This is a genomic window from Thiomonas sp. OC7, assembly GCF_900634595.1.
GTDB classification, from domain to species: Bacteria; Pseudomonadota; Gammaproteobacteria; order Burkholderiales; family Burkholderiaceae_C; genus Thiomonas; species Thiomonas arsenitoxydans.
Window position 1 is genome coordinate 1,258,752 of sequence record NZ_LR131953.1, and the last position, 23,229, is coordinate 1,281,980.

Consider the following 23,229-nt stretch of genomic DNA (forward strand, 5'->3'; position numbering starts at 1 on the left):
TCTTTTTAGGTGTAGTCGCTGATGGGCAGGCAGGCGCACTGCAGGTTGCGGTCGCCCCAGGCGTTATCCACCCGGCCCACCGGCGGCCAGTATTTGTTGGCCCTCAAGGCGGAAATCGGAAAGGCGGCCTCCTCGCGGCTGTGGGCATGCGCCCAATCCGCGCCGAGCACGCTCGCTGCGGTGTGCGGGGCGGCCTTTAAAGGATTGTCCTCAGGAGGCCATTCCCCTTTTTCCACCCGGGCAATCTCGGCGCGGATGGCGATCATGGCGTCGATGAAGCGGTCGAGCTCGGCCAGCGACTCGCTTTCGGTCGGCTCGATCATCAGCGTGCCCGGCACCGGGAAGCTCATGGTCGGTGCGTGAAAACCGTAGTCCATCAGGCGCTTGGCGACATCTTCGTTGCTGATGCCGGTGGCATCCTTCAGCGGACGCAGGTCGAGAATGCATTCGTGCGCCACGCGGCCGTTCTCGCCGGTGTAGAGCACCGGATAGTGGTCCTTGAGCTTTTCGGCGATGTAGTTGGCCGACAGAATGGCCACGCGGCTGGCCTGCGTCAGCCCGTCCGCGCCCATCATGCGCATATACATCCACGAAATCGGCAGCACGCTGGCATTGCCCAGCGGCGCGGCGCTCACTGCCCCCACCGCTTCAGGGCGGTCCACTCCCGCAGTGCGATGCACCGGCAGGAACGGGGCGAGGTGGGCGCGCACGCCGATCGGCCCCACGCCGGGGCCGCCGCCGCCGTGCGGAATGCAGAAGGTCTTGTGCAGATTCAGGTGCGACACATCCGCACCGAACTCGGGCGGGCTGGCCAGGCCGACCAGCGCATTCATATTGGCGCCGTCCACATACACCTGCCCGCCATACTGGTGGATGATGTCGCAGATGGCGCGCACTTCGGTCTCGAACACGCCGTGCGTGCTCGGGTAGGTGATCATGCACGCGGCGAGTTGGTCGGCATGCTGCTCGGCCTTGGCGCGCAGATCGGCCAGATCGACGTTGCCCTGCGCATCGCAGGCGGTGACGACCACTCGCATGCCCGCCATCTGCGCAGACGCCGGGTTGGTGCCGTGGGCCGAAGAGGGAATCAGGCAGACATCGCGATGCCCTTCACCCCGGCTGGCGTGATAGGCGCGAATGACCAGCAGCCCTGAGTACTCGCCCTGCGACCCGGCGTTGGGCTGCAGGCACATGGCGTCGTAGCCCGTGGCGGCACACAGCCATTGTTCGAGCTGCTTGGCCAGTTGGGTGTAGCCGCGGGTTTGGTCTGCGGGCGCAAAGGGGTGAATGGCGGAAAACTCGGGCCAGGTGATGGGCGTCATCTCGCTGGTGGCGTTGAGCTTCATGGTGCAGGAGCCCAGCGGAATCATGGCGCGGTCGAGCGCGATGTCCTTGTCGGCCAGACGGCGCAGGTAGCGCAGCATTTCAGTCTCGCTGCGATACCGATGGAACACCGGATGGGTGAGGAATGCGCTGACTCGGGCCAGTTGCTGCGGCCAGCGCGGCGCCACACCCTTTTCTGCGGCGGCAAACAGCGCCTCATTCTGCGTCACGCCGAAGCAGGCCAGGATGTCGGCCAGATCGCCGCGGGTGACGGTTTCGTCCAGCGACACCGCGACATGCTGTGCGCCGATACGGCGGAAGTTGATGCCCCGCTTCAGCGCAGCGGCATGCACCTCTTCAGTGCGCGCGCCGGTGTGCACCGTCAGGGTGTCGAAGAACTGGGCGTTGAGCACCGGCAGGCCGACCTGCTCCAGCCCCTGCGCCAGCAATACGGTGTAGGCATGCACCCGCTGGGCGATGCGCTTGAGACCCTCAGGGCCGTGATAAACCGCGTACATGCTGGCCAGCACGGCGGGCAGCACCTGCGCGGTGCAAATATTGCTGGTGGCTTTTTCGCGGCGGATGTGCTGCTCGCGGGTTTGCAGCGCCAAGCGATAAGCCGGTTGTCCATGCGCGTCCTGGCTCACGCCGACGAGGCGGCCGGGCATCGAGCGCTTGAGCGCGTCGCGCACCGCCAGATAACCGGCGTGCGGGCCGCCCAGCCCCAGCGGCAGTCCGAAACGCTGGGTGGTGCCGCAGGCGATGTCGGCCCCGAGTTCGCCCGGCGACATCAGCAGGGTGAGCGCCAGGAGATCGGCCGCCACCACGACCAGCACGCCTTTGGCCTTGAGCGCGGCGATGCGTTCGCGGTCGTCGCGCACGGTACCGTCCACGCCCGGGTATTGCAGCAGCACGCCGAAATACTCACCTTCCAGCGCCTCGTCCACCGCACCGGTAACGACCTCGATGTCCAGCGGCGCGGCGCGGGTGTGCAGCACTTCGAGGGTTTGCGGCAGCACATCGTCAGCGACAAAAAAGCGCTGCGATTTGGAGGGCGACTTGCTCGAACGCAGCGCCAGGGTCATGGCCTCGGCGGCGGCGGTGGCCTCGTCGAGCATGGAGGCGTTGGAAACATCCATGCCGGTGAGATCGGCCACCAGGGTTTGGAAGTTGAGCAGCGCCTCCAGCCGCCCCTGGCTGATCTCCGGCTGATACGGCGTGTACGCGGTGTACCAGGCCGGGTTCTCCAGCACATTGCGCTGAATGACGCCGGGCATCAGGGCGTTGTAGTAGCCCTGGCCGATATAGCTGCGCATCACCCGGTTGCCGCTGGCGATGCCGCGCAACTCGCTCAGCGCCTGAGCTTCGTCGATGGCCGTCGGCAAATCGAACGCCTGCTTGCGACGGATAGCTGCAGGGATCACCGCGCTCATCAAACCCGACAGATCTTCAGCGCCCAGCGCCGACAGCATGTGCTGCTGCTCTGCCGCATCGGGGCCGATGTGACGGCGCTGGAAGGCCTGCGCATCTTCAAGATCGCGCAGCGCGGGTTGGGTGGACATCAACATGCGTATCTCCGGAAAGGCAGGTGTGTTCAGGCGTTCTTGAGCAGTTCGGCGTAGGCGGCTTCGTCCATGAGGCCGTCGAGCTGGCTCGGATCAGACAGCTTGATGCGGAAAAACCAGCCGCTGTCCTGCGGGTCGGTGTTGGCGAGCGACGGATCAGCGCGCAGGGTCTCATTGACCTCGGTCACTTCGCCCGAAACCGGGCTGAATACATCGGCCGCCGCCTTCACCGACTCGACCACGCCCACGGTGTCGTGCGCGGCGTAGGTCTTGCCCACTTCGGGTAGATCGACGAACACCACGTCGCCCAGCGCATCTTGCGCATGCGGGGTGATGCCCACGGTGGCGACGCCAGCGGCATCGACGCGAATCCATTCATGGTCGGGGGTGAATTTCAGGCTCATGGAAAACTCCGGATATCAAAAAGGGAATCAAATTAGACGCGGCAAGGCATCAAGGCTGCAATCGCGCCATCAACCACGCCAATAGCGGTGCGGCACAAACGGCATGGGTTGCAACTGCATGGGCACGGCACGGCCGCGCACCTGGGCGTACAGCGTGCCCGCGGGAACGGCAAACTCGGCGGCGACATAGGCCATCGCCACGGGGCCGCCCGCGCTCGGCGCAAAGCTGCCGCTGCTCACACGGCCCGCCGAGCGGCCATCGGCGGCCAGCAACTCCGTGCCCTCTCGCACCGGGGTGCGATCCAGACCGATAAGGCCGATGCGGCGCCGGGGCGCGAGATTCGGCTGATCGATTTGGGCCAGGATGACTTCGGCGCCCGGAAATCCTCCGGCGCGCGCGCCACCGTGGCGCCGCACCTTCTGAATCGCCCAGGTCAGCCCCGCCTCGACCGGCGTGGTCGAGGTGTCGATATCGTGACCGTAAAGACAGAGCCCGGCTTCGAGCCGCAAGGTGTCGCGTGCCCCCAAACCGATGGGCTCAACCTCGGGCAGAGAGAGCAGCAAACGCGCAAGCCGCTGCGCATCGGCGGCGGTCACCGAGATTTCCAGCCCGTCTTCTCCGGTGTAGCCACTGCGTGTGGCGAAAATGCGAATCGCCCCGCCCTCGGCCGGCACATCCATCCAGCGACCTGTCATGAACACCAGGTCGGCCGCCTCGGGCACCAGACGGGCGAAGGTCTGCACGGCTTGCGGCCCCTGCAGCGCCAGCAAGGCCTGCTCGGGCAGGGGCACAACCTCGCAGCGATCAGAAAGCGTCTGCAGCAAGGCCACATCCTGCACCTTGCAGGCGGCATTGACGATAAGGAACAGTTCCTGCCCGTCTCCATCGGCACGCTGACGCGGAATCACCATCAGGTCGTCGAGCACGCCGCCCTGCTCATTGGTGAACAAGGCGTAGCGCTGCTTGCCCTCGGGCAGCCCCTGGATGTCCATAGGCACCAAGGTTTCGAGCGCCGCAGCGGCGTCATCGCCGCGCAGCGCCACTTGCCCCATATGCGAAATATCGAACAGCCCCGCGCTTTGCCGGGTATGCAGGTGCTCGGCCAGAATGCCCTTCGGATATTGCACCGGCATGGCATAACCGGCAAATGGCACCATGCGCGCACCGAGTTCAAGGTGCAGGGCGTGCAGGGGCGTCAAAATCAGTTCGGAATCTGCGGAGTGGGACACGTCGGTTCTCGCGGGGGGTGAGACGCCTGAAGGCGCCAATGCCGCCGCATCTCTTGCCATCGCGGCGCAAGACACGGCACTCAACCCCTCGCTGTCCCGGGTACCTGAGAGATTGATCCGGCGAACCCGAGTTGCCAGACTTGCCCCTTCGGTGAGCGCTCAATTTCAGCGCCACTCTCCAGTGAGGAACACCTTGCGGTGTGGTCAGTCCTTTTGCCTGAGCGGTACACCCGGTAAGGGCTTACGCCTTCGGCGGCCGCATGACATCGCAGCGCTCTCCTGACAAAGCCAGTGTATCGCAGCCCGGCAAAGGCTTGCGCGGATTATTTTTTTCGGCGCTCTCCACCGCCCAGCCCCAGGCTTTCACGATACTTTTGCCGTCTTGCCTGCTGCCGATCGGCCATGTCGCCCATGGCCCGCTTTTTCGAGATGCCGAACATGGGGTCGATGATCTCCCACCAGATGAACGCCAGCGCCAAGGGCAGGAGCACCCACCACCAAGACCAGGCCGCCACGGGCCCGATGCTCAGGAGTTTGAGGACGATAAAGATCAGACCCAGAATGACAAACGCCATGACAGTGCACCCATGAGAGGAAATAGCGACAAGATACAAAAGGAAACACCGATTTGCACTGCGCGTGTTGCGTGAAATCAATCTGAAATGACACCTGAGCAATTCTCGCTGACTTCTTGTGCTGCGCGTCAACCGAATTGATTAAGATGCGTTACTTGGCTGTACCCGTTTTGTTTAACCCTACTGGAGGACTGGAATGAAAAAAGCTGTTTTCGCTGCTGCCCTGGCCGCTGCCGCCACCATGACCATGTCATCGGCTTTCGCCGCTGAAGACATGCTGGCTCTGGCCAAATCGAAGAACTGCCTGGCTTGCCACGCAGTGGACAAAAAACTGGTTGGCCCGTCCTACCAGGAAGTCGCCGCCAAGTACGCCGGCAAGCCGGGTGCGGTTGACACCCTGAGCAAGGCCATCCTGCACGGCGTGTCTGGCGTGTGGGGCCCGGTGCCCATGCCCGCCAACCCGCAAGTCACCCCCGCCCAAGCCAAGCAACTGGCCGAGTGGGTGCTGTCGCTGAAGAAGTAATTCATACGCATTCATAGGCGACACCCGCAATCAATATCTAGTGTTTCTAGTGTTGCCTTGAAGGACGTAGATCGATAGGTCTGCGCCGCTGAAAAGCCGAGATGCCGCGAGGTCTCTCGGCTTTTTTATGCGCGCCGCTCCCACAGACTGAGTCGGCGCGCATAAAAAAGCGCCCCGAAGGGCGCTTGGGTTTGATGGACCGCTGCCGCAACAGACGGTCCAATCGCACCGGGTTTACTGCACGGCCACCACACTCTTCTTGCCGTCCTTGTCGAACGTCGAGATGGTGATGGTGGCGTCCACCAACTCACCGGTCTTGGTGAAGTGAATATCTTTCTTGGTCACGCCGTTGTAGTCGATGTTCTGGATGAAGGGCAGGTACTTCTTCGGATCGACTGACTTGGCTTTCATCATCGCATGCGCCAGCACCATGGTGCCGTCATACGAGTAAGGCGAATAAAGCTGGAACGCGCTGGCGCCGAACTCGGCGTCATAGCGCTTTTTCCAGGCTTCGCCGCCCGGCATCTGGCTCAGCGGGGAGCCGCCTTCGGCGCAGGTGACGCCAGCAACGGCTTCACCCGCGAGCTTGCCCAGTTCCGGTGCGCAGATGCCATCGCCGCCCATCAGCGTGGCCTTGATGCCCAGTTGGCGCATCTGGCGAACCAGCGGGCCGGCCTGGGGATACATGCCGCCGTAGAAAATGATGTCCGGCTGCGAAGCCTTGATCTTGGTCAGAATGGCGGAGAAGTCGGTGGCTTTGTCGTTGGTGTACTCGCGATCCACCAATTTCATGCCGTCTTTCTGGGCCGTCTTGGCGAACACGTCGGCCACACCCTGACCGTAGGCGGTACGGTCATCGATCACGGCGACGGTCTTGGCTTTCAGCGTGTTCTTGGCGTAGTTGGCCAGACCTGCGCCCAGCGCGCTGTCGTTGGCGATGATGCGGAAGAAGGTCTTGAAGCCTTGTTGCGAAATCTTGGGATCGGTGGATGAAGGGGTGATGTTGGGGATGCCGGCGTTGTTGTAAATGCGCGAAGCGGGGAAGGTGCAGCCGGAGTTCAGGTGGCCGACGACGCCATTGACCTTTTCATCAACGAATTTTTGCGCCACGGTGGTGGCTTGTTTCGGGTCGGCTTGGTCGTCCTGGGCATCGACCTTCCACTCGACCTTTTTGCCGCCGATGACGATGTTCTGCGCGTTCAGATCTTTGATGGCCATTTTCACGCCGTTGGCGTTGTCCTGGCCGAAGCTGGCTTGCGGGCCAGACAGGGGAGATGCGCTACCGATGGTGACGGTGATGGTGTCCGCAGCGTAGGCGGTGCCAATGGCCATGGACAGGGCCAGCAGCGGAGCGACGTATTTCAGTTTCATGAATGAGCCTCCAATAGGAAAGACGTGTGTTGTGTTGTGAAGTCAGCTTGAATCTGACAGGGCGATACATTAACCGAGTTACAGAATTTTGAACAGATCGCCTTTACCAACACTAGCAAGCAATGTGCCTGCTGGCGTTTGGGTTGACCGTCTGACAAAACTATTTCAGTTCAAGCGGTTTCAAGCTTGCTGCAACGCCTCGGCGAGCGAGGCGCGCAGGGTTGGCTTGAGGGTGTCGAACAGTCTGGCGGCCAGTTGGGGGGCCAGCGCATCCAGCTCGGCGTAAACCAGCTCCAGCAACTGCTGCTGAAGCCCGGGTGCGATGCGTAGCCAGAGTTCGTCGAGGTCGATGGCGGGCACCTCCAGCAACGGAACGTCTTCAGACTGTGCAAGCTCGGGGCCGCGATAGACCGCCTGCGCATAGGCCGAGGGCTGGACTGCAAACGGAGGGTCGACGATGTCTTCCTCGATCACGGCATCCTGAGGTTCCAGACGCTCGGTGAGCACGGGCAAGACGACAGGGTTGGGCGGTAAAGATTTCATGATCGGGACGGGATGATGGCGGGATCGAATCCGGCGGCCCGATAAGCGCGCAGGCGTTCGCGGGCGGCGGGCTTGTCGGGCCCGTTTTCACTGACGAGTTCGATCACTCGCTCCAGAGATTCCCAGCCGGTCACCAGACCGGGGCCGAGATTCACCAGGGCAGTCACCCGCCCGGCCCGGGGCAGATCGGGCTGAGGCGCCAGGATGACCGGCGTTTTGTCAGCGAGCGGGTCGTCCTGCCAGACATGCGGCACAAAACTGCCGGGCTGAAAAGTCCACAACAACGGATCGAGTTCCGTGAGCAAGGGCTCGGGCGCGGCTACCAGCACGCGAGCGCCGCGCTGTGTCGCCGTGCGCAGCAGCCCACAGGCGTAACGCAGCGGGTCAGGCAGGTTCACACGAAACTCGACTGAGCAGGGCATGATGGCGCGCAACGGCGGGTTGCCGGACAACGCTTACTGCGCCTGCGACAGCAGGTAGCTGACCAGCAGCGGCACCGGGCGGCCGGTGGCCCCCTTGTTGGCGCCGCTGTTCCAGGCCGTGCCCGCGATGTCGAGGTGCGCCCAGCGGTAGTCTTTGGCGAAACGCCACAGGAAGCAGGCTGCGGTGATGGCGCCAGCAGGGCGCCCGCCGATATTGGCCACATCGGCGAAATTGCTCTTGAGCGCATCGGCGTAGTCGGTCTCAAGCGGCATGCGCCAGCAGGGATCGAGCGTGGCGCGACCGGCTTCGAGCAGCGCGTCGGCCAGAGCGTCGTCTGCGGTGAACAGGCCGCTGTTGACCTTGCCCAGCGCAATCACGCAGGCCCCGGTGAGCGTGGCGATGTCCACCACCGACTGCGGTTTGTAGCGTGCCGCGTAGGTCAGCGCGTCGCAGAGGATGAGGCGGCCTTCGGCGTCGGTGTTGAGAATTTCGATGGTCTGACCCGACATGCTGGTCACCACATCACCGGGTTTGATGGCACCGCCGTCGGGCATGTTCTCGGTGGCCGCGATCAGGCCGACCACGTTGATCTTGGGTTTGATGCGGGCAATGGCCTCGAACGCGCCCAGCACCGACGCGGCCCCGGACATGTCGAACTTCATTTCGTCCATCTCGGCGCCGGGCTTGAGCGAAATGCCGCCGGTATCGAAGGTCACGCCTTTACCGACGAGCACATGCGGCGCGTCTTTCTTGCCCGCGCCGCGATATTCCAGCACGATGAACTTGGGCGGCTGCACCGAGCCCTGCGCCACGGCCAGAAACGAACCCATGCCGAGCTTTTCCATTTCCGGACGCCCGAGCACCTTGCAGTCCAGCCCGTGGAATTTGGCCATCTTTTTCGCCATTTCAGCGAGATAGGTGGGCGTGCAGTAATTGGCCGGCAGATTGGCGAGTTCGCGCGTGAGGCGCACGCCGATGGCGACCGACTCGGCCTGCTGCAGGGCGGCTTTCGCCGAAGTCGGCACGGCATCGCCCCCCACGGCGCAGAGCTGAACGGCTTCGAGCGCAGGGGTATCGGCGTCTTCGACGTTACGCGTCGTATCGAAGCGGTAGAACACCTCGGAGAACACCGTGGGCGTGAGTTCAGCCAGGGTATCCAGGCCATTGACCGACAGCAGATGCGCCTGCTTGACCGGCAAGGTCTTGAGCATCTGGGCGGCGGCCTGCAGCGCCTTTTTCCAGTCGCGCAATTCCGGCTTGGCCGCCAGCCCCACGAGCAGCAGACGCCGCGCCGCGACTGCGGTGGGCCGGTGCAGTGATAGAACGGTGCCAGGCTTGGCCTTGAAATCGCCATCCACGGCCAGTTGGGCGATCAGGTTGTCGAGTGCGTCCGCATCGTTCAGACCGCTGGCGCCGCGCCCCTCGGGCACAAAGACCACCAGGGCATCGGTTTTGGTCTGAAGCGGCTTTTTGACGGCGGATATACTGAATTTCATGTTCAGGGTTCCTGAGTGAGTGTGGCTGCATTATTCCATCGCGCTTCGCTTTACGCCCCCCTCATCGTCCCTGCCGCCAGTTTTCCTCATGCTCCTCGATTTGACCCTGCGCCGTGAAATGAGCCGCAATTTCGGCGGCGCTTTCACCGTGCTGTTCACCGTGGTCATCACCCTGATGCTCATTCGCATTCTGGGTCAGGCGTCCGATGGTCAGGCCAGCCCGCAGGATGTGTTTCTGCTCATCGGTCTGACCGCGCTGAGCTATTTGCAGATCGTCATCACCCTGTCGCTGTTTCTGGCGGTGCTGCTCACTTTCACTCGCATGTGGCTCGATTCCGAGATGACCATCTGGCGCACCACCGGGGTAGGGCGGCTGCGGTTGATGGTCAGCGTGCTGCGCTTTTCGTGGCCCATTCTGCTGTTGATCGCCGCACTCACCCTGTTTGCCTGGCCCTGGGCCAACCAGCAGTCCACGGCGTTGCGCATTCGCTTCGAGCAGCGCTCCGACATTTCGCGCGTGGCGCCGGGGCAGTTCCGCGAATCGGCCTCGGGCAAGCGGGTATTTTTCATCGACAAGGGCGCGCAGGCCGGGGGGGTGGCGCACGACATCTTCATCCGCGATGACACCTCGGGCCAGACGGTGCTGATCACGGCGCGATCGGCGCAGGTGCAGCGCATCGATGGTCAGCCCTTTCTGGTGCTGAGCAACGGCAACCGCTACGCGCATACGCCGGGTCAGGCCAGCTACACCATCACTTCCTTCGATTCGCTGGACATGCGGCTCGATGCAACCACCGGTTTGAGCAATGTGGCGGATAACAAAACCGGGCCGGTCAACTGGCTCACGCAGCCCAACCGCAACGTACCCACCGAGTATCTGTTCAACCCGGCCATTCCCAACTGGCTGGGCGAACTGTCGTGGCGGCTGGGTGTACCGTTGTCTGCGGCCCTGCTGGCCTTGATGGCGCTGCCCTTGGCCTCGGGCTCGGTGCGTACCGGACGCGCGGGCAGCCTGATCAGCGCCATTCTGGTTTATCTGATTTATTTCAACCTGCTCAATGTGCTGCAAGGCTGGATCAGCGAAGGCCGGGTGGGATTTACCAGCGGCTTCCTGCTGGTGCATGGCGGCGCGGTACTGTTCCTGTTGCTGCTGCTGATGCGGGGCAACGGCTGGCTGCACCGCCTGTGGCCAGTCCGCGCACGATCCGGAGCACACGCCTGATGCGCACGGTACGCCGCTTTCTGCTGCTGCATGTGCTCAGCGCCGTGGGTCTGGTGACCCTGGCCTTTCTCGCGCTGCTGTTTTTCATCGACATGCTCAACGACCTGAGCAATCTGGGCAAGCCGGGTTTCAGCCTGAGCGGCACCCTGCTGCATGTCGCGCTGAGCATGCCCAGCCGCGCCTATGAAGTCTTGCCCATCGCCACTCTGGTGGGCGGCGTGTTCGCACTGGCCTCTTTGGCTGCGAGCAGCGAGTTCACCATTCTGCGAATTTCGGGACTGAGCCCGCGCGCGGCGCTGGGTTTGCTGCTGCAACTGGCCGCCGCACTGGTGGTCACCCTGTTCTTGCTCGGTGAGTGGCTTGCCCCGGCAGCCGGGCAGCTGTCGGCGCGCTTGCAGGCCGGGGGAGGGTCAGGCATCGGCACCCAATTGGCTTCGGGCGTTTGGCTGCGCAACGATTCAGACCGAAGCGGCAATCAGACCGTCAACATCAAGGCCATCAACACCCGAGGCGATCTCACTGACATCCACATCTATGTGCTCAATGCCCAGGCGCAGATTGCTGCCGAACTGCATGCGCCCAGTGGCCAGTACGAAGGCGGCGGCACCTGGATGCTGCACAACGTCACCCGCACCGAACTCCCGCAACAGACCGGCGCCGCCTTGAAAGTGACCCAGTTGCCGAGCTATCGCTGGCGGACCTCGCTCTCGCCCAGCGTGCTCGGAGTGCTGTTGCTGTCGCCCGACAAGATGTCGGCCATCGATCTGTGGCGTTACATCCAGCATTTGCGCGCCAATCATCAGGCGGCCGAACGCTATGAAATCCAACTGTGGAAAAAGCTGTTCTATCCCTTCAGCGCCGTGGTGATGTTGCTGCTCGCCCTGCCCTTCGCCTACCTGCACACGCGCTCGAAAGGCGTCAGCGGCAAAGTGCTCGCGGGCATCGTGCTGGGAATCGCGTTCATCCTGCTCAACACCTTGTTTTCCAGTCTGGGCATTTTGGGAACGTGGCCGCCGGCCATCACCGCGGCCATGCCCATGCTGTTGTTTGGCGGACTGGGGCTGATCGTGTTTGCCTGGCAGGTACGGTTCCGCTAAAACCGGCCGGACAAGGATAGCGATGAACTTGCACCAATTCCGTTTTCTGCAAGAGGCCGTGCGCCGTAAGCTCAACCTCACCGAGGCGGCGCGGGCGCTGCATACCTCGCAGCCCGGCGTTTCCAAGGCCATTATCGAGTTGGAGAGCGAGCTGGGGGTGGAAATTTTCAGCCGCCACGGCAAGCGCATCCGCAAACTCACCGAGCCGGGCATCGAGGTGCTGCGCAGTGTGGACATCATCCTGCGCGAGGTCGCCAACCTCAAGCGCATCGGACAAGACTACGCCGCGCGCGACGCGGGCCAGCTCACGGTGGCCGCCACTCACACCCAGGCCCGCTACAAACTGCCCTGGGTGATCGCCGAGTTCCGCCGACGCATGCCCGCCGTGCAGGTGCAGCTGCTGCAGGGCACGCCCGACCAAGTGGCGCAGGCCGTGCGCGAAGAACGCGCCGATCTGGGCCTGGCCAGCGAGTCGCTGCAAGATTCGCCCGACCTGCTCACCCTGCCCTGCTACAGCTGGCAGCATCTGGCCGTCGTGCCGCACGGGCACGCCTTGTGTGATCGCACCGAGCTCACCCTGGCCGAATTGGCCACCTTTCCGCTGGTGACCTACGAGCCCACCTTTGCCGGACGCCGCCAGATCGATGCCGCCTTCGCCCATGCCAACCTGCAACCGCAGATCGTGCTCGAAGCGCTCGATTCCGACGTGCTCAAAACCTATGTCGAACTGGGGCTGGGTGTGGGGCTGATCGCCGAAATGGCCATCTCGGCTGAACGTGACACCGCACTGCGCGCGCTTCCCGCCGGGCATCTGTTCGGTCAGCAGCTCACGCGCGTGGCGTTCAAGCGCGGCGTGCTGCAACGCAGTTTCGTGCCCCTGTTCACCGAGCTGATCTCGCCCCGCCTGCCGCGCAAATTGGTGGAGCAAACCCTGCGTGGTGAGCTGGACGGACAAGACGTGTTTTCCATCTGATCGCCGCCGTCCCCCATGTCGCTCCAAACTCACCAAACGCCCCACATTGCCTCGCGTCTGCCGCAAGTTGGCACCACCATCTTCACCGTCATGTCGGCACTGGCGCAGGAGCATGGCGCCATCAACCTCGGCCAGGGATTTCCGGATTTTTCCTGTGACCCGCGCCTCATCGACGCGGTGGATCAGGCCATGCGCCGCGGCGCCAACCAATATCCGCCCATGACCGGCGTTCCCGCCTTGCGGCAAGCGGTGGCCGACAAGATCGCCGCGCTGCACGGTATGCGCTATGACGCCGACGCCGAAATCACCATCACCGCCGGGGCGACTCAGGCCATTTTCACGGCCCTGCTCGCCGTGGTGCATCCGGGCGATGAAGTCATTGTGCTCACGCCCAGCTACGACAGCTACTTGCCCAACATCGCCCTGTGCGGCGGCGTGGCCCGCACCGTGCCCTTGCAAGCCGACTTCCGCCCGGATTTCGCCGCCATTGCCGCGGCCATCACCCCACGCACCCGTGCCTTGCTCATCAACAGTCCGCACAATCCCAGCGGCACGGTCTGGAGCGAGGCCGATATGCGCCAGCTCGAAGCGCTGCTCGCGCCCACCGACATCGTGCTGATTGCCGATGAGGTGTACGAGCACATGGTGTTCGACGGCGCACAGCATCAGAGCGCCGCGCGGTTTCCCGGCCTGGCCGCGCGTACCTTCGTGGTGTCGAGTTTCGGCAAAACCTTTCACGTCACGGGTTGGAAGGTCGGCAGCGTCGCCGCCCCGGCCGCGCTCACCGCCGAGTTCCGCAAGGTGCATCAGTTCAACGTATTCACCGTCAACACGCCCATGCAGCATGGCTTGGCCCACTATCTGGCCGACCCGGCGCCTTACCGCGATCTGCCCGGCTTCTATCAGGCCAAGCGCGACCGCTTCCGCGCCGGGCTCGCGGGCAGCCGGTTTGAACTGCTGCCCTGCAGCGGCAGCTACTTTCAGTGCGTGCGCTACGACGCCATCAGCGACCTGCCGGACGACGCCTTCTGCCGCTGGCTCACCGCCGAGATCGGCGTGGCCGCTATTCCGCTATCGGCCTTCGAGCCCGACGGACGGCAGCGCGGCGTGGTTCGTTTCTGTTTCGCCAAACAAGACGCCACACTGGACGCCGCGCTCAAACGGCTTGCTGCGCTGTAGGCTATTTGTCGCGCCACGCCTGCACCGCCTGCGCCAGCAGTTCGGGCAGGGTGTTGGAACGAACGTCCAGCCCCAGTACACCGAGCGCCTCCTGCACGCTCTGCGCCCCGCCCACGAAGGCTGCCGCGCCCTGGTGCTTGGAGAGTTTTTCTCCCTGCGCATCTCGCACCAGCGGGGTGTGCAGATAGCGCGGCGTCGGCAGCCCGAGCAGACGCTGCAGGGCGATCTGCCGGGCGGTTGACGCGGCCAGGTCTTCCCCGCGCACCACATCGGTCACGCCTTGCGCCGCATCGTCCACCACCACGGCGAGCTGATAGGCCCAGGCGCCGTCGGCGCGTTTGAGCACAAAGTCGCCCACCTCCTGGCTAAGCACCTGAGACTGCGCGCCCAAGCGGCGGTCGCTCCAGCGCAGGGGCTGCGCGGCATCGTCAGGCAGACGCACGCGCCATGATCGCGGACTGCGGCCGTGCAGCCCTGCGCGGCAAGTTCCGGGATAGACCGCCTCTTGCCCGCGCGCCGGCAGGCGGCCCTGCGCGCCAAGTAGCGCCAGAATGTCCGCACGGGAACAGCCACAGGGGTAAGCCCGACCGGAGGTGACGAGTTGGTCGAGCGCCTGCTGATAGAGCGCCTCGCGCTGCGATTGCCAAACGGGCGGCTGATCGGGCTGCAGACCGCAGTCCGCAAGTTGCTGCAGGATGCACTCAGCGGCGCCGGGCTGGTTGCGGGTGAAGTCCACATCTTCCACGCGCACCAGCCAGAGCCCGCCATGCGCGCGCGCGTCCAGCCAGGAGGCCAGCGCAGCGACCAGAGAGCCCGCATGCAGCGGCCCGGTAGGTGACGGCGCAAACCGGCCGACGTAAGTCTGTATCTGTAGGGATGTCGTCATGCCAGCGGACACTGGCGACCCGGGCTCAATGCCCTTCAATCAGGGCGTTGATGTCCTGTGCCAGATCTTTGGCCGAGACGCCCTCGCGCTCGAACAGCCGGATCTTGCCCTTGGGATCGAACACATAAAACCCGGCGGTGTGATCCATGGTGTAGCTGCCCGGCGTCTTGCCCGGCACTTTTTTGTAATAGACCTTGAAGTCTTTCGCCGTTAGCGCGATCTGCGCGGGCGTGCCGGTAAGCGCCAGGAAAGTCGGGTTGAAATGAGTGACGTAGGCCTTGAGGATTTCCGGCGTGTCACGCTCGGGGTCGACGGTAACGAACAGAAACTGCACATCGCGGGCTTTCTCGCCCAGATCGTCCATGGCCTGCGCCACCACCTGCATCGATGCCGGGCAGATGTCGGGGCATTGGGTATAGCCGAAGTACATCACCACCACCTTGCCGGCAAAGTCAGCCAGGGTGCGGGTCTTGCCATTGAAGTCGGTCAGCGAAAAGCCGTCGGCATAAGGCACCCCGGTGATGTCCACGCCGTGAAACACATAGGGCTTGCTGCAGGCCGCCAGCACCAAAGGTGCAAGGGGCGCAAAAGCGGCAGACAGAACCAGCGAGCGGCGTGCGGCAGAAAAGCGGGCGGGCATCAGACGAGCGTTCAGACGAAATGGAAGTGCAGGTAATGGTCCACCAGCAAGGCGGCGAAGAGCAGCGAAAGGTACAGGATGGAATAGCGGAAAGTCTTGCGCGAGAGCAAATCGCTGTACTCGCGCTTGAGCGCCCAGGCGTAGGCGATAAAAATGCCGTCGAGCACCACCGCGCTGGCCAAATAGATCAGGCCGCTCATGCCCAGCACATAGGGCAGCAGCGTCACCGCGCTGAGCAGCAGGGTGTAGAGCAGAATCTGCGTACGGGTGAACTCGGAACCATGCGTGACCGGCAGCATAGGCAGTCCGGACTTTTTGTAATCTTCCACCCGGTAAAGCGCCAGCGCCCAGAAATGCGGCGGCGTCCACAGAAAGATGATGAGAAACAGCAGCATGGCGTCGACCGAGACGTTGCCGCTCACTGCCGCCCAGCCCAGTACCGGCGGCATGGCGCCCGAGGCGCCGCCAATGACGATGTTCTGCGGCGTGGCCGGTTTGAGAAAGATGGTGTAAACCACGGCATAGCCGACGAAGGTGCCGAAGGTCAGCCACATGGTCAGCGGGTTGACCTGGGTGTAGAGCAGCCACATGCCGGCGGCGCACAGCACCCCAGAAAACGTGATGATGACCGGCGCGCTCAGTTCACCATTGGCCGAGGGCCGCCAGGCGGTGCGGCGCATCACCGCATCGATCTTCTGCTCAACCAGGCAGTTGAACGCAGCTGCAGCGCTGGCCACCAGCCAGATGCCCAGCGTGCCGAACAACACCGGCTGCCAAGCCGGCAGGGTGGGCTCGGCGAGAAACATGCCGATGACCGCGCAAAACACGATCAGCTGCACCACGCGCGGCTTGGTCAGCGCATAAAGCTGCGACGCAACTCGCAGGGGGCTGGGAGTGTTGTTGAGAACTTGATGATTCATGAGAGTCTCCTGAAGCAGGCCTCAATGCTTCGGCAAGGGATGGGGCGGCGTCACTTTGACGAAGGCCGAGCCGAGCGATTCCGAAGGCGCTTGTTGACGCGCGGTGGCGCTGACGCGGTAAATCCCCATGACGAGCAGCAGCATCAGAACGGCTGAGCCGCCGTTATGCGCCACGGCAACAATCAGGGGATGGCCCTCGGTGACCAGCACGATGCCGAAAACGACTTGCAGCACTACGGCAATTGCAATCCACATCGCCAGACGGCGCAATGCTGTAAATCGCCAGAGCGCCGCCACGGCCGCAAACACCGCCGCGGTGGCGACGATGGCGAACAGGCGGTGCCCCCATTGAATGGCCACCAGCGCGGCCTCGGTGATCGGCTGGCCGTCACCGGTCAGACCTAGGTGGCGCCAAAGCGTGAAACCCTGCGCCCAGTTGGCATTGGGGTCGAAACTTCCATTGCAGGTAGGAAAGCCGCTGCAGGCCAGAGCGGCGTAGTTGGTACTCGTCCAGCCGCCGAGGAAAATCTGAATGCCGACCGCGATCATCGCGATCCACAGCAAAGCGCGCGTGAGCGTACCGGCGTTCACGCTCACCAAATCTGCCCGGTTTCGCATCCAGAACCAGGCCAGTAGCGCCAGCAGGATGACGCCCCCCATGAGATGCAGGGTGACGATCAGGGGAATCAACTGCATGGTCACCGTCCATTTACCGAACAGGCCTTGCAGGACCACCCAGAAAAAGAGCACGATAGGCAAGCCGAGCTTGATGTCTTCTCCATGTTTTTTCGCCCAAATCGCCCGGGCCAGCAGCACCATGATCAACGTGCCGATAATGCTGCCGGCGTAGCGATGGATCATTTCCACCCAGGCTTTGAAGGGGCTCACATAGCCCTGGGTGCCGCCTTGCTCTTCTACCGCCTGCGCGATCTGCTCATGCGCCTGCAGCGGCGTGAACTTGGCATAACAGCCGGGCCAGTCGGGGCAGCCCAGGCCGGAGTCGGTCAGGCGCACATACGAGCCGAACATCACCAGATCGAGAGTGAGAAACACCAGTACCGCTGTGAGCTTGGACCAGCGCATTTTCAGCCCCATCCAGAACACCCCGGCCAGCACCAGCACCCACACCAGCGCCTGCACCCAGTGCAGAGAAAACTGCCAAATGGCATTGCTTGCGACACTCATTGGACGGGCTCCACATGCTTGAACTTGATACCGGCGTTGTTGTAGAGCAGCTTGGCGAGCACACGCCGCATCCGGGTGGGATCGGGGTTGGCCGGAAACTGCATCATCAGGTGGCCGAACGGATCGACTAGCCACGTCGGCCCCTGCAAGCTGCCGTCTTTGTGAGGCAGCCAACTGGCCAGTTGTTGCGGGTTGCCGCGCAAGATCAACGTTCCTTCGGCCGGCTCCAACACGCCTGGGTTGATCGGCGCATCGTCCGTCACCAGCCAGACGCGCACGACCTGGTCGCGGTTATCGCCCTGGGCGATGCGGATCTGCCGCATGTAAAACAAGGATTGTTGGCACTCTTTGTCGCAGGCGCCCGGCGCTGCCATCACCATCAGCCAGTAGCCCTCGAGCCGCTTCAGGTTGTAGGGTTGACCGTCCAGCGTTTTAAGGCCCAGATTCAAGGGAATCGGGCGCTGCGGCTCGACCAGACTGCCGTAAGGCGGCTTGCCCGCAGGATGGACGACGTAAAACAGAAAAAACGCGGCCACGATGGGCGCTGCCGCCATGGCGAACAACAGCCACAGCGTCAACATCGACCGCGGTTTGCGCACAGGCGGCTGGGCGGAGGGGGGCAGGCTGGAGGTCAAGGGAGAGCTCACGGTCGGGGCATCAAGTCAAAGGCGTCGAAACAATCAATCGGTCAATTAAGGGCTGAACGTGCGGTCACAGCACATGCGGTGCAGTCGGGCCTTCGGCGCCACGCTTTGACTTGGTCTTGCGCAAACGCTGAAAGACAAAATACAGCAGTAACACCACACCCGTGGCACTCATGCCAAACCACTGCGCGGCATAGCCATAGTTGGTGCCGACTCCGGTTTTCGCTGCGGGCCACTGCCTGCCAAGGCCATCGTGCAGGTCGCCTGACTGTCTCAACACGAAGGGCAGAAGCTTGATGTGATGAAAGTCCGCGTACTTCTGCAGATTGACGTTCTGGCGTATGACCTGGCCCGGCGGCTCGGCAAAAAACGAAAACCATTCTGATGGCGGCGGGGCAATAAGTCCATCGATCACTGTCAATCCTTGAGGCGTTTTATAGGGCTTGATCAAGTCCATCGCCTGAAAATTTCGCGGCACCCAACCGCGCAGCACCATCAAATAAGTATCGCTGCCTGCGAGTTTCAACGGCGTCAGCACCCAGAAGCCCACCTGCTCGTTCTGCTGTCGGTTCTGCAGGTAGATCGTCCACTGCTCGGCAAACACGCCACGCGCTTCAGCGCGCCGCCAGACATCGCGACTGAGCCGAACTTCGGCCTGACCGATCTGCAGCGGATGCGCCTTTTCACGCTGATCCATCTGCAAATTGAGCGCCTCTTTTTCGTGCGCGCGGCCCAGTTGCCAAAATCCGAGCGACGTTGTCACTCCGATCACCAACAGCCCCAAAATGATGATCAGCAACTCTTTGGGGCCAAAGGCCTTCTCAGACATCAGCATCCCGGAATCTGAGGTAATCTGTTTAGACATCTGCACAAGCCCGCACCATGAAAATCCTGATCCCCATCGCCTTCCTGCTCATCATCGGCAGCCTGTTTTCCGGCCTGTTCTTTGTGATGAAGGATAAGGGCAAAAGCAATCGCGCTGTGTACGCACTGACTTTCCGGGTGGGATTCTCGGTCTTGCTTTTTTTGATTCTGATCATCAGCTACAAGATGGGGTGGATACACCCACATGATGTCGGGCAATAACCCGAACAAAAATGCGCCGCAACGTGCGGCGCATTTTTTTGCTGAGTGGAGCTTAGAGCCAGTAAACCAAGACGTACAGCAGCAACCAGACCACGTCGACGAAGTGCCAATACCAGGCGGCGCCTTCGAAGGCGAAGTGATGATCTGCGGTGAAATTACCCCTGATCAAGCGAACCAGCACTACGGACAACATGGTCGCACCGAGAAACACGTGGAAACCGTGAAACCCGGTCAGCATGAAAAAGGTCGAACCGTAAATACCTGAGGTCAGTTTCACACCCTCAACGGTGTAAGCGTGGTGATACTCATAGCCCTGCATGAAAAGGAACAACACACCAAGCGCAATCGTCAGTGACAGCCAGAAAATAGCCTTACCGCGATGCGATGCCCGCAGCGCATGGTGAGAAATGGTGAGCGTAACGCCAGAACTCAGCAGCAGTGCGGTGTTGATGGTCGGAATAGGCCATGGGCCTAGCGCCTCATGCAAGGACGGAATCAAGCCGCCCGGACCGGTGGACGGCCAGGTGCCCGTGAAATTCGGCCACAGAATCTTGCTGTGCAGAGCCGAGAGATCCGGCAGAGAAAATTCGCGTGAGTAATACAGCGCGCCAAAAAACGAGGCGAAGAACATCACCTCGGAGAAGATGAACCAGGCCATGCTCCAGCGAAAGGAGGTATCGACGCGCTGGCTATGTTTGCCGCCCTCGCTCTCACCGATCGCCTGACCGAACCAGTGGTAAACGACATACACCAGCCAGAGGAAACCGGCCAGCAGCAGCCACTCCATGTGCTGTACGCCATTGAACCAGAGCCCTGCGCCAAACGCCATCGCCAGCAAACCCGCCGCCGTCAGCAGGGGATATGCGGAAGGCCCGGGCAGAAAATAGCCATGGGGCTGGGTTGTAGATGCCATATTGCCTCCTGTTATGTGCGCGCCGCGCTTGAAATCACTAAATTAACGATCAATATCAGTCCGACCACAAAGACCAAAGCAGCCAATAGTCCTGCCGCAATGATGTGCTCGGGTTTTGCATTCTGAAAATCTTTACTTCGCTCACTCGATTTGCGTATTCCGGCAAAAGACCAGAGTACGGCAACCAATGCGCGCAGGAAAGAAGGCTGAGAAGGTGAGCTCAACGCATATTTCCTTGATGAAAAGAGAGCGACAGCACCAGTACTGATGGCCTATCGCTCTCGTTCGTCAAAAACCGAGAACCTGTGCCTTGATCAGATAACCGAAGTAAATCGCCAAGGCAATACTGACCATAATCATTGCCGTTTTGAAATTCTGGCGGCGTTTTTCCGGGGGAAGTTGGCGATTACTCATATCTGATCTCAGTTATAACCCAGCACACGGGTGGCATCGGCATTCAGCTTGGGAGGGGTTTCATAAGTGTGGAACGGCGCCGGGGAGGGAACTTCCCATTCCAGACCTTCCGCACCTTCCCAGGGACGTTGAGGGGCTTTTTCACCCTTGCCGCGCAACACCGGAATCACCACTGCGAACAGGAAGTAAGCCTGTGACAGACCGAACAGCCAGGCGCCGATGGTGGAGATCTGGTTGAAGTCGGTGAACTGCACCGGGTAGGCCACATAGCGACGCGGCATGCCAGCCAGACCCAGGAAGTGTTGCGGGAAGAAGGCGATGTTGAACGAGATCATCGAGGTCCAGAAATGAATCTTGCCTGCGGTTTCGTTGTACATCACACCCGACCACTTGGGCGACCAGTAATAGAAGCCCATGAAGATACCGAACAGCGAACCTGCGACCAGCACGTAATGGAAGTGCGCGATCACGAAGTAGGTGTTGTGCACCTGCGTGTCGATGGGCACCATGGCCAGCATCAAGCCAGTGAAACCGCCCAGGGTGAACACGAAGATGAAGCCCACGGCGAACAGCATGGGAGTTTCAAACGTCATGGAACCGCGCCACATGGTGGCCACCCAGTTGAACACCTTCACGCCCGTGGGAACGGCGATCAGCATGGTGGCGTACATGAAGAACAACTGTCCGGTCGTGGGCATGCCCGCGGTGAACATGTGGTGCGCCCAGACCAGGAAGGACAGAATGGCGATGGAGGCCGAGGCATACACCATCGAGCTGTAGCCGAACAGGCGCTTGCGGGCGAAGGCCGGGATGACGGAGCTGACAATACCGAAGACCGGCAGAATCATCACGTACACCTCGGGGTGGCCGAAGAACCAGAACAGATGCTGATAGAGCACCGGGTCACCGCCGCCGGTGGCACTGAAGAAGCTGGTGCCGAAGTGGCGGTCAGTCAGGGTCATGGTGACGGCGCCAGCCAGCACCGGCATGATGGCCAGCAGCAGGTAGGCGGTGATCAGCCAGGTCCAGACGAACAGCGGCATTTTCATCAGCGTCATGCCGGGGGCGCGCAGATTGAGAATGGTCACGATGATGTTGATCGAGCCCATGATCGACGAAGCGCCCATGAGGTGGATGGCGAAAATCACCAGATCCATGCCCATACCTTGCTGCAGGGTGAGCGGGGCATACAGCGTCCAGCCCACACCCGGGGCGCCGCCTGGCACGAAGAACGAGGCCGTCAGCAGAATGCCTGCGGGAATCAGCAGCCAGAAGCTGAGGTTGTTCAGCCGCGGGAAGGCCATGTCGGGCGCGCCGATCTGCAGCGGAATCATCCAGTTGGCAAAGCCCACCAGCGCGGGCATGACCGAACCGAAGATCATCATGATGCCGTGCATGGTGCCGAAGGCGTTGAACAACTCAGGGTTCAGCAGCCAGACATACGGTTTCCACAACTCGGTGCGAATCGCTAGGGCCAGAATGCCGCCCTCGAACAGCATCCACAAGGCAAACAGCAGATACATCGTGCCGATGTCTTTGTGGTTGGTGGACATCAGCCAACGGCGCCAGCCGTGCGGATGTTCGTGGGCATGATCACCGGCGTGAGCCGATGGCGGTGCGTGATCGATGACTGCGCTCATAGTGCTTTCCTTTCCTGCCAATCCAGAAAATGTTGATACTTCGTTCTAAGCTCGACTACTTTTTATGGTTTGTCTCTCATCACACCTGCTCAGGTCTTGCTGGGCGCCGCGCCGTCGGCCGGAGGGGTGCTGTCGGGATGGGCTTTTTTCCACTGCGCGACCCATTGCTCGTACTCGGGCAGGGTCACCACCTTGATCACGATGGGCATGAAGGCGTGGTACTTGCCGCAGATCTGGGCGCACTGACCGTAGTAGGTGCCGGTTTTTTCGGCGGTGAACCAGGTCGAACGGACGAAGCCGGGAATCGCATCCATCTGCACACCCAGCGAGTTGACGTAGAAACCGTGCAGCACATCATCCGAGGTGGTGACGATCTTGATCTTCTTGTCCACCGGCACGACCAGTTCGTGATCGACGGCCAGCACGAAGTTGCTGGGCAGATCCTTGCCTTCGTAGATTTCCGAATAAGGCGTAGTCAGCGTGGACCAGAAGGAAATGCCCTTGCCCGGACCGGCCATGTAGTCGTAGCCCCACTTCCACTGCGCGCCAGTCGCTTTGACGGTCATGAAGGAGTCGCTATGGTTTTCCTGCGCGATCACGGTACGGGTCGCCGGAATCAGGATGGCAATCACGATCAGAATGGGGATGATCGTCCAGGCAATCTCGACCTTGGTGCTTTCATGGAAGTGGGCCGCTACGGCGCCCTTGGATTTGCGGTGCTTGTAAACCGAATAGAACATCGCCCCGAAAACCACGATACCGATCCCCAGGCAGACCCAGAGCATCATGTCCATCAGGAATTTTTCCTGCTTGGCAATGGGCGAAACCGGGTTCTGGAAATACAGCCCCAGCACCTGCGGCCCACCCGGCAGACTTTCCACTGCGGCATGGGCCGCGCCCATGACACCCAGCAGCGATGCTGCGGTGGTCAGACGGATTTGATGTATTGCTTTCATGTCGCCCCACTCTAAGAATTG

Annotated in this window: 25 protein-coding genes and 2 riboswitches; of the genes, 6 read left to right on the forward strand and 19 right to left on the reverse strand. The window is 61.9% G+C overall.

Annotated elements, in window-relative coordinates; genetic code table 11:
* Positions 1 to 5: 5 nt before the first annotated feature.
* From gcvP to BIO17B3_RS06030, 4 genes are all read right to left on the reverse strand, one after another.
* Entirely contained in the window at positions 6 to 2,891 is a 2,886-nt protein-coding gene (gcvP, locus tag BIO17B3_RS06015; RefSeq protein WP_156053427.1) for an aminomethyl-transferring glycine dehydrogenase, read from the reverse strand.
* A 26-nt stretch (positions 2,892 to 2,917) separates the two neighbouring features.
* Entirely contained in the window at positions 2,918 to 3,292 is a 375-nt protein-coding gene (gcvH, locus tag BIO17B3_RS06020; protein WP_156053428.1) for a glycine cleavage system protein GcvH, read from the reverse strand.
* 69 nt (positions 3,293 to 3,361) lie between these two features.
* A complete protein-coding gene (gene gcvT, locus BIO17B3_RS06025) occupies positions 3,362 to 4,522 on the reverse strand; it encodes a glycine cleavage system aminomethyltransferase GcvT (protein WP_156053429.1) in 1,161 nt (386 codons plus the stop codon).
* An 81-nt stretch (positions 4,523 to 4,603) separates the two neighbouring features.
* A riboswitch (glycine riboswitch) is annotated at positions 4,604 to 4,714 on the reverse strand.
* Positions 4,715 to 4,717: 3 nt separating this feature from the next.
* Positions 4,718 to 4,814: riboswitch (glycine riboswitch) on the reverse strand.
* A gap of 31 nt (positions 4,815 to 4,845) precedes the next feature.
* Positions 4,846 to 5,097 (reverse strand): TIGR04438 family Trp-rich protein, encoded by a 252-nt coding sequence (locus BIO17B3_RS06030; RefSeq protein WP_156053430.1) that lies wholly within the window; start codon positions 5,095 to 5,097, stop codon positions 4,846 to 4,848.
* A 196-nt stretch (positions 5,098 to 5,293) separates the two neighbouring features.
* On the opposite strand from BIO17B3_RS06030, the gene BIO17B3_RS06035 reads away from it, so the two are divergent.
* Positions 5,294 to 5,620: a c-type cytochrome gene (locus tag BIO17B3_RS06035; protein ID WP_013106855.1), complete on the forward strand. Its 327-nt coding sequence runs from the start codon at positions 5,294 to 5,296 to the stop codon at positions 5,618 to 5,620.
* Positions 5,621 to 5,854: 234 nt separating this feature from the next.
* Here the strand turns inward: BIO17B3_RS06035 and BIO17B3_RS06040 are convergent, their stop codons facing one another.
* From BIO17B3_RS06040 to BIO17B3_RS06055, 4 genes are all read right to left on the reverse strand, one after another.
* Complete coding sequence (locus BIO17B3_RS06040) at positions 5,855 to 6,991, reverse strand: branched-chain amino acid ABC transporter substrate-binding protein (RefSeq protein ID WP_013124077.1); 1,137 nt, start codon at positions 6,989 to 6,991, stop codon at positions 5,855 to 5,857.
* Between the two features lie 180 nt (positions 6,992 to 7,171).
* Entirely contained in the window at positions 7,172 to 7,534 is a 363-nt protein-coding gene (locus BIO17B3_RS06045; protein ID WP_156053431.1) for a hypothetical protein, read from the reverse strand.
* A complete protein-coding gene (locus BIO17B3_RS06050) occupies positions 7,531 to 7,956 on the reverse strand; it encodes a DNA polymerase III subunit chi (protein WP_156053432.1) in 426 nt (141 codons plus the stop codon). The genes BIO17B3_RS06045 and BIO17B3_RS06050 overlap by 4 nt, the downstream gene beginning before the upstream one ends.
* A 33-nt stretch (positions 7,957 to 7,989) precedes the next feature.
* Positions 7,990 to 9,453 (reverse strand): leucyl aminopeptidase, encoded by a 1,464-nt coding sequence (locus tag BIO17B3_RS06055; RefSeq protein ID WP_156053433.1) that lies wholly within the window; start codon positions 9,451 to 9,453, stop codon positions 7,990 to 7,992.
* 88 nt (positions 9,454 to 9,541) lie between these two features.
* Here BIO17B3_RS06055 and lptF point away from each other — a divergent pair, with 88 nt between their 5' ends.
* The 4 genes from lptF to BIO17B3_RS06075 are packed head-to-tail and all read left to right on the forward strand — an operon-like array spanning position 9,542 to position 13,924.
* Complete coding sequence (gene lptF / locus BIO17B3_RS06060; protein ID WP_156053434.1) at positions 9,542 to 10,675, forward strand: LPS export ABC transporter permease LptF; 1,134 nt, start codon at positions 9,542 to 9,544, stop codon at positions 10,673 to 10,675.
* On the forward strand, positions 10,675 to 11,772 hold the full coding sequence (gene lptG, locus BIO17B3_RS06065; protein WP_013106861.1) for an LPS export ABC transporter permease LptG: 1,098 nt from the start codon (positions 10,675 to 10,677) through the stop codon (positions 11,770 to 11,772). Before lptF ends, lptG begins: the two co-directional genes overlap by 1 nt.
* A gap of 22 nt (positions 11,773 to 11,794) precedes the next feature.
* Complete coding sequence (locus BIO17B3_RS06070; protein WP_156053435.1) at positions 11,795 to 12,745, forward strand: CysB family HTH-type transcriptional regulator; 951 nt, start codon at positions 11,795 to 11,797, stop codon at positions 12,743 to 12,745.
* A 15-nt stretch (positions 12,746 to 12,760) separates the two neighbouring features.
* Positions 12,761 to 13,924, forward strand: coding sequence for a pyridoxal phosphate-dependent aminotransferase (locus BIO17B3_RS06075; RefSeq protein WP_156053436.1), 1,164 nt, complete (start codon positions 12,761 to 12,763; stop codon positions 13,922 to 13,924).
* Position 13,925: 1 nt separating this feature from the next.
* On the opposite strand, the gene gluQRS is transcribed toward BIO17B3_RS06075, so the two are convergent.
* From gluQRS to BIO17B3_RS06105, 6 genes are all read right to left on the reverse strand, one after another.
* Entirely contained in the window at positions 13,926 to 14,810 is an 885-nt protein-coding gene (gene gluQRS, locus BIO17B3_RS06080) for a tRNA glutamyl-Q(34) synthetase GluQRS (protein ID WP_156053437.1), read from the reverse strand.
* 25 nt (positions 14,811 to 14,835) lie between these two features.
* The gene (locus tag BIO17B3_RS06085; protein WP_013124085.1) at positions 14,836 to 15,450 is read right to left on the reverse strand and encodes an SCO family protein; all 615 of its coding nucleotides are present in this window, start codon (positions 15,448 to 15,450) and stop codon (positions 14,836 to 14,838) included.
* Positions 15,451 to 15,461: 11 nt separating this feature from the next.
* A complete protein-coding gene (gene cyoE / locus BIO17B3_RS06090; RefSeq protein WP_013106866.1) occupies positions 15,462 to 16,370 on the reverse strand; it encodes a heme o synthase in 909 nt (302 codons plus the stop codon).
* 21 nt (positions 16,371 to 16,391) lie between these two features.
* Positions 16,392 to 17,555: a heme A synthase gene (locus BIO17B3_RS06095; protein ID WP_013124086.1), complete on the reverse strand. Its 1,164-nt coding sequence runs from the start codon at positions 17,553 to 17,555 to the stop codon at positions 16,392 to 16,394.
* On the reverse strand, positions 17,552 to 18,202 hold the full coding sequence (locus BIO17B3_RS06100; protein WP_232054198.1) for a hypothetical protein: 651 nt from the start codon (positions 18,200 to 18,202) through the stop codon (positions 17,552 to 17,554). Before BIO17B3_RS06100 ends, BIO17B3_RS06095 begins: the two co-directional genes overlap by 4 nt.
* 64 nt (positions 18,203 to 18,266) lie before the next feature.
* On the reverse strand, positions 18,267 to 19,064 hold the full coding sequence (locus BIO17B3_RS06105; RefSeq protein WP_232054357.1) for an SURF1 family protein: 798 nt from the start codon (positions 19,062 to 19,064) through the stop codon (positions 18,267 to 18,269).
* 17 nt (positions 19,065 to 19,081) lie between these two features.
* On the opposite strand from BIO17B3_RS06105, the gene BIO17B3_RS06110 reads away from it, so the two are divergent.
* Positions 19,082 to 19,285: a twin transmembrane helix small protein gene (locus tag BIO17B3_RS06110; RefSeq protein WP_013106870.1), complete on the forward strand. Its 204-nt coding sequence runs from the start codon at positions 19,082 to 19,084 to the stop codon at positions 19,283 to 19,285.
* A 52-nt stretch (positions 19,286 to 19,337) separates the two neighbouring features.
* Here the strand turns inward: BIO17B3_RS06110 and BIO17B3_RS06115 are convergent, their stop codons facing one another.
* The 5 genes from BIO17B3_RS06115 to coxB form a co-directional block, all read right to left on the reverse strand.
* Positions 19,338 to 20,198, reverse strand: coding sequence for a cytochrome c oxidase subunit 3 (locus BIO17B3_RS06115; RefSeq protein ID WP_013106871.1), 861 nt, complete (start codon positions 20,196 to 20,198; stop codon positions 19,338 to 19,340).
* Positions 20,199 to 20,209: 11 nt separating this feature from the next.
* Positions 20,210 to 20,422, reverse strand: coding sequence for a DUF2970 domain-containing protein (locus BIO17B3_RS06120; protein ID WP_013106872.1), 213 nt, complete (start codon positions 20,420 to 20,422; stop codon positions 20,210 to 20,212).
* 64 nt (positions 20,423 to 20,486) lie between these two features.
* On the reverse strand, positions 20,487 to 20,612 hold the full coding sequence (locus tag BIO17B3_RS19355; protein WP_013124088.1) for a hypothetical protein: 126 nt from the start codon (positions 20,610 to 20,612) through the stop codon (positions 20,487 to 20,489).
* Positions 20,613 to 20,620: 8 nt separating this feature from the next.
* Positions 20,621 to 22,252 carry a cytochrome c oxidase subunit I gene (gene ctaD / locus BIO17B3_RS06125; RefSeq protein WP_013106873.1) on the reverse strand — a complete coding sequence of 544 codons (1,632 nt, stop codon included), beginning with the start codon at positions 22,250 to 22,252 and terminating at the stop codon, positions 20,621 to 20,623.
* Positions 22,253 to 22,341: 89 nt separating this feature from the next.
* A complete protein-coding gene (gene coxB / locus BIO17B3_RS06130) occupies positions 22,342 to 23,208 on the reverse strand; it encodes a cytochrome c oxidase subunit II (RefSeq protein WP_156053439.1) in 867 nt (288 codons plus the stop codon).
* Positions 23,209 to 23,229: the final 21 nt, after the last annotated feature.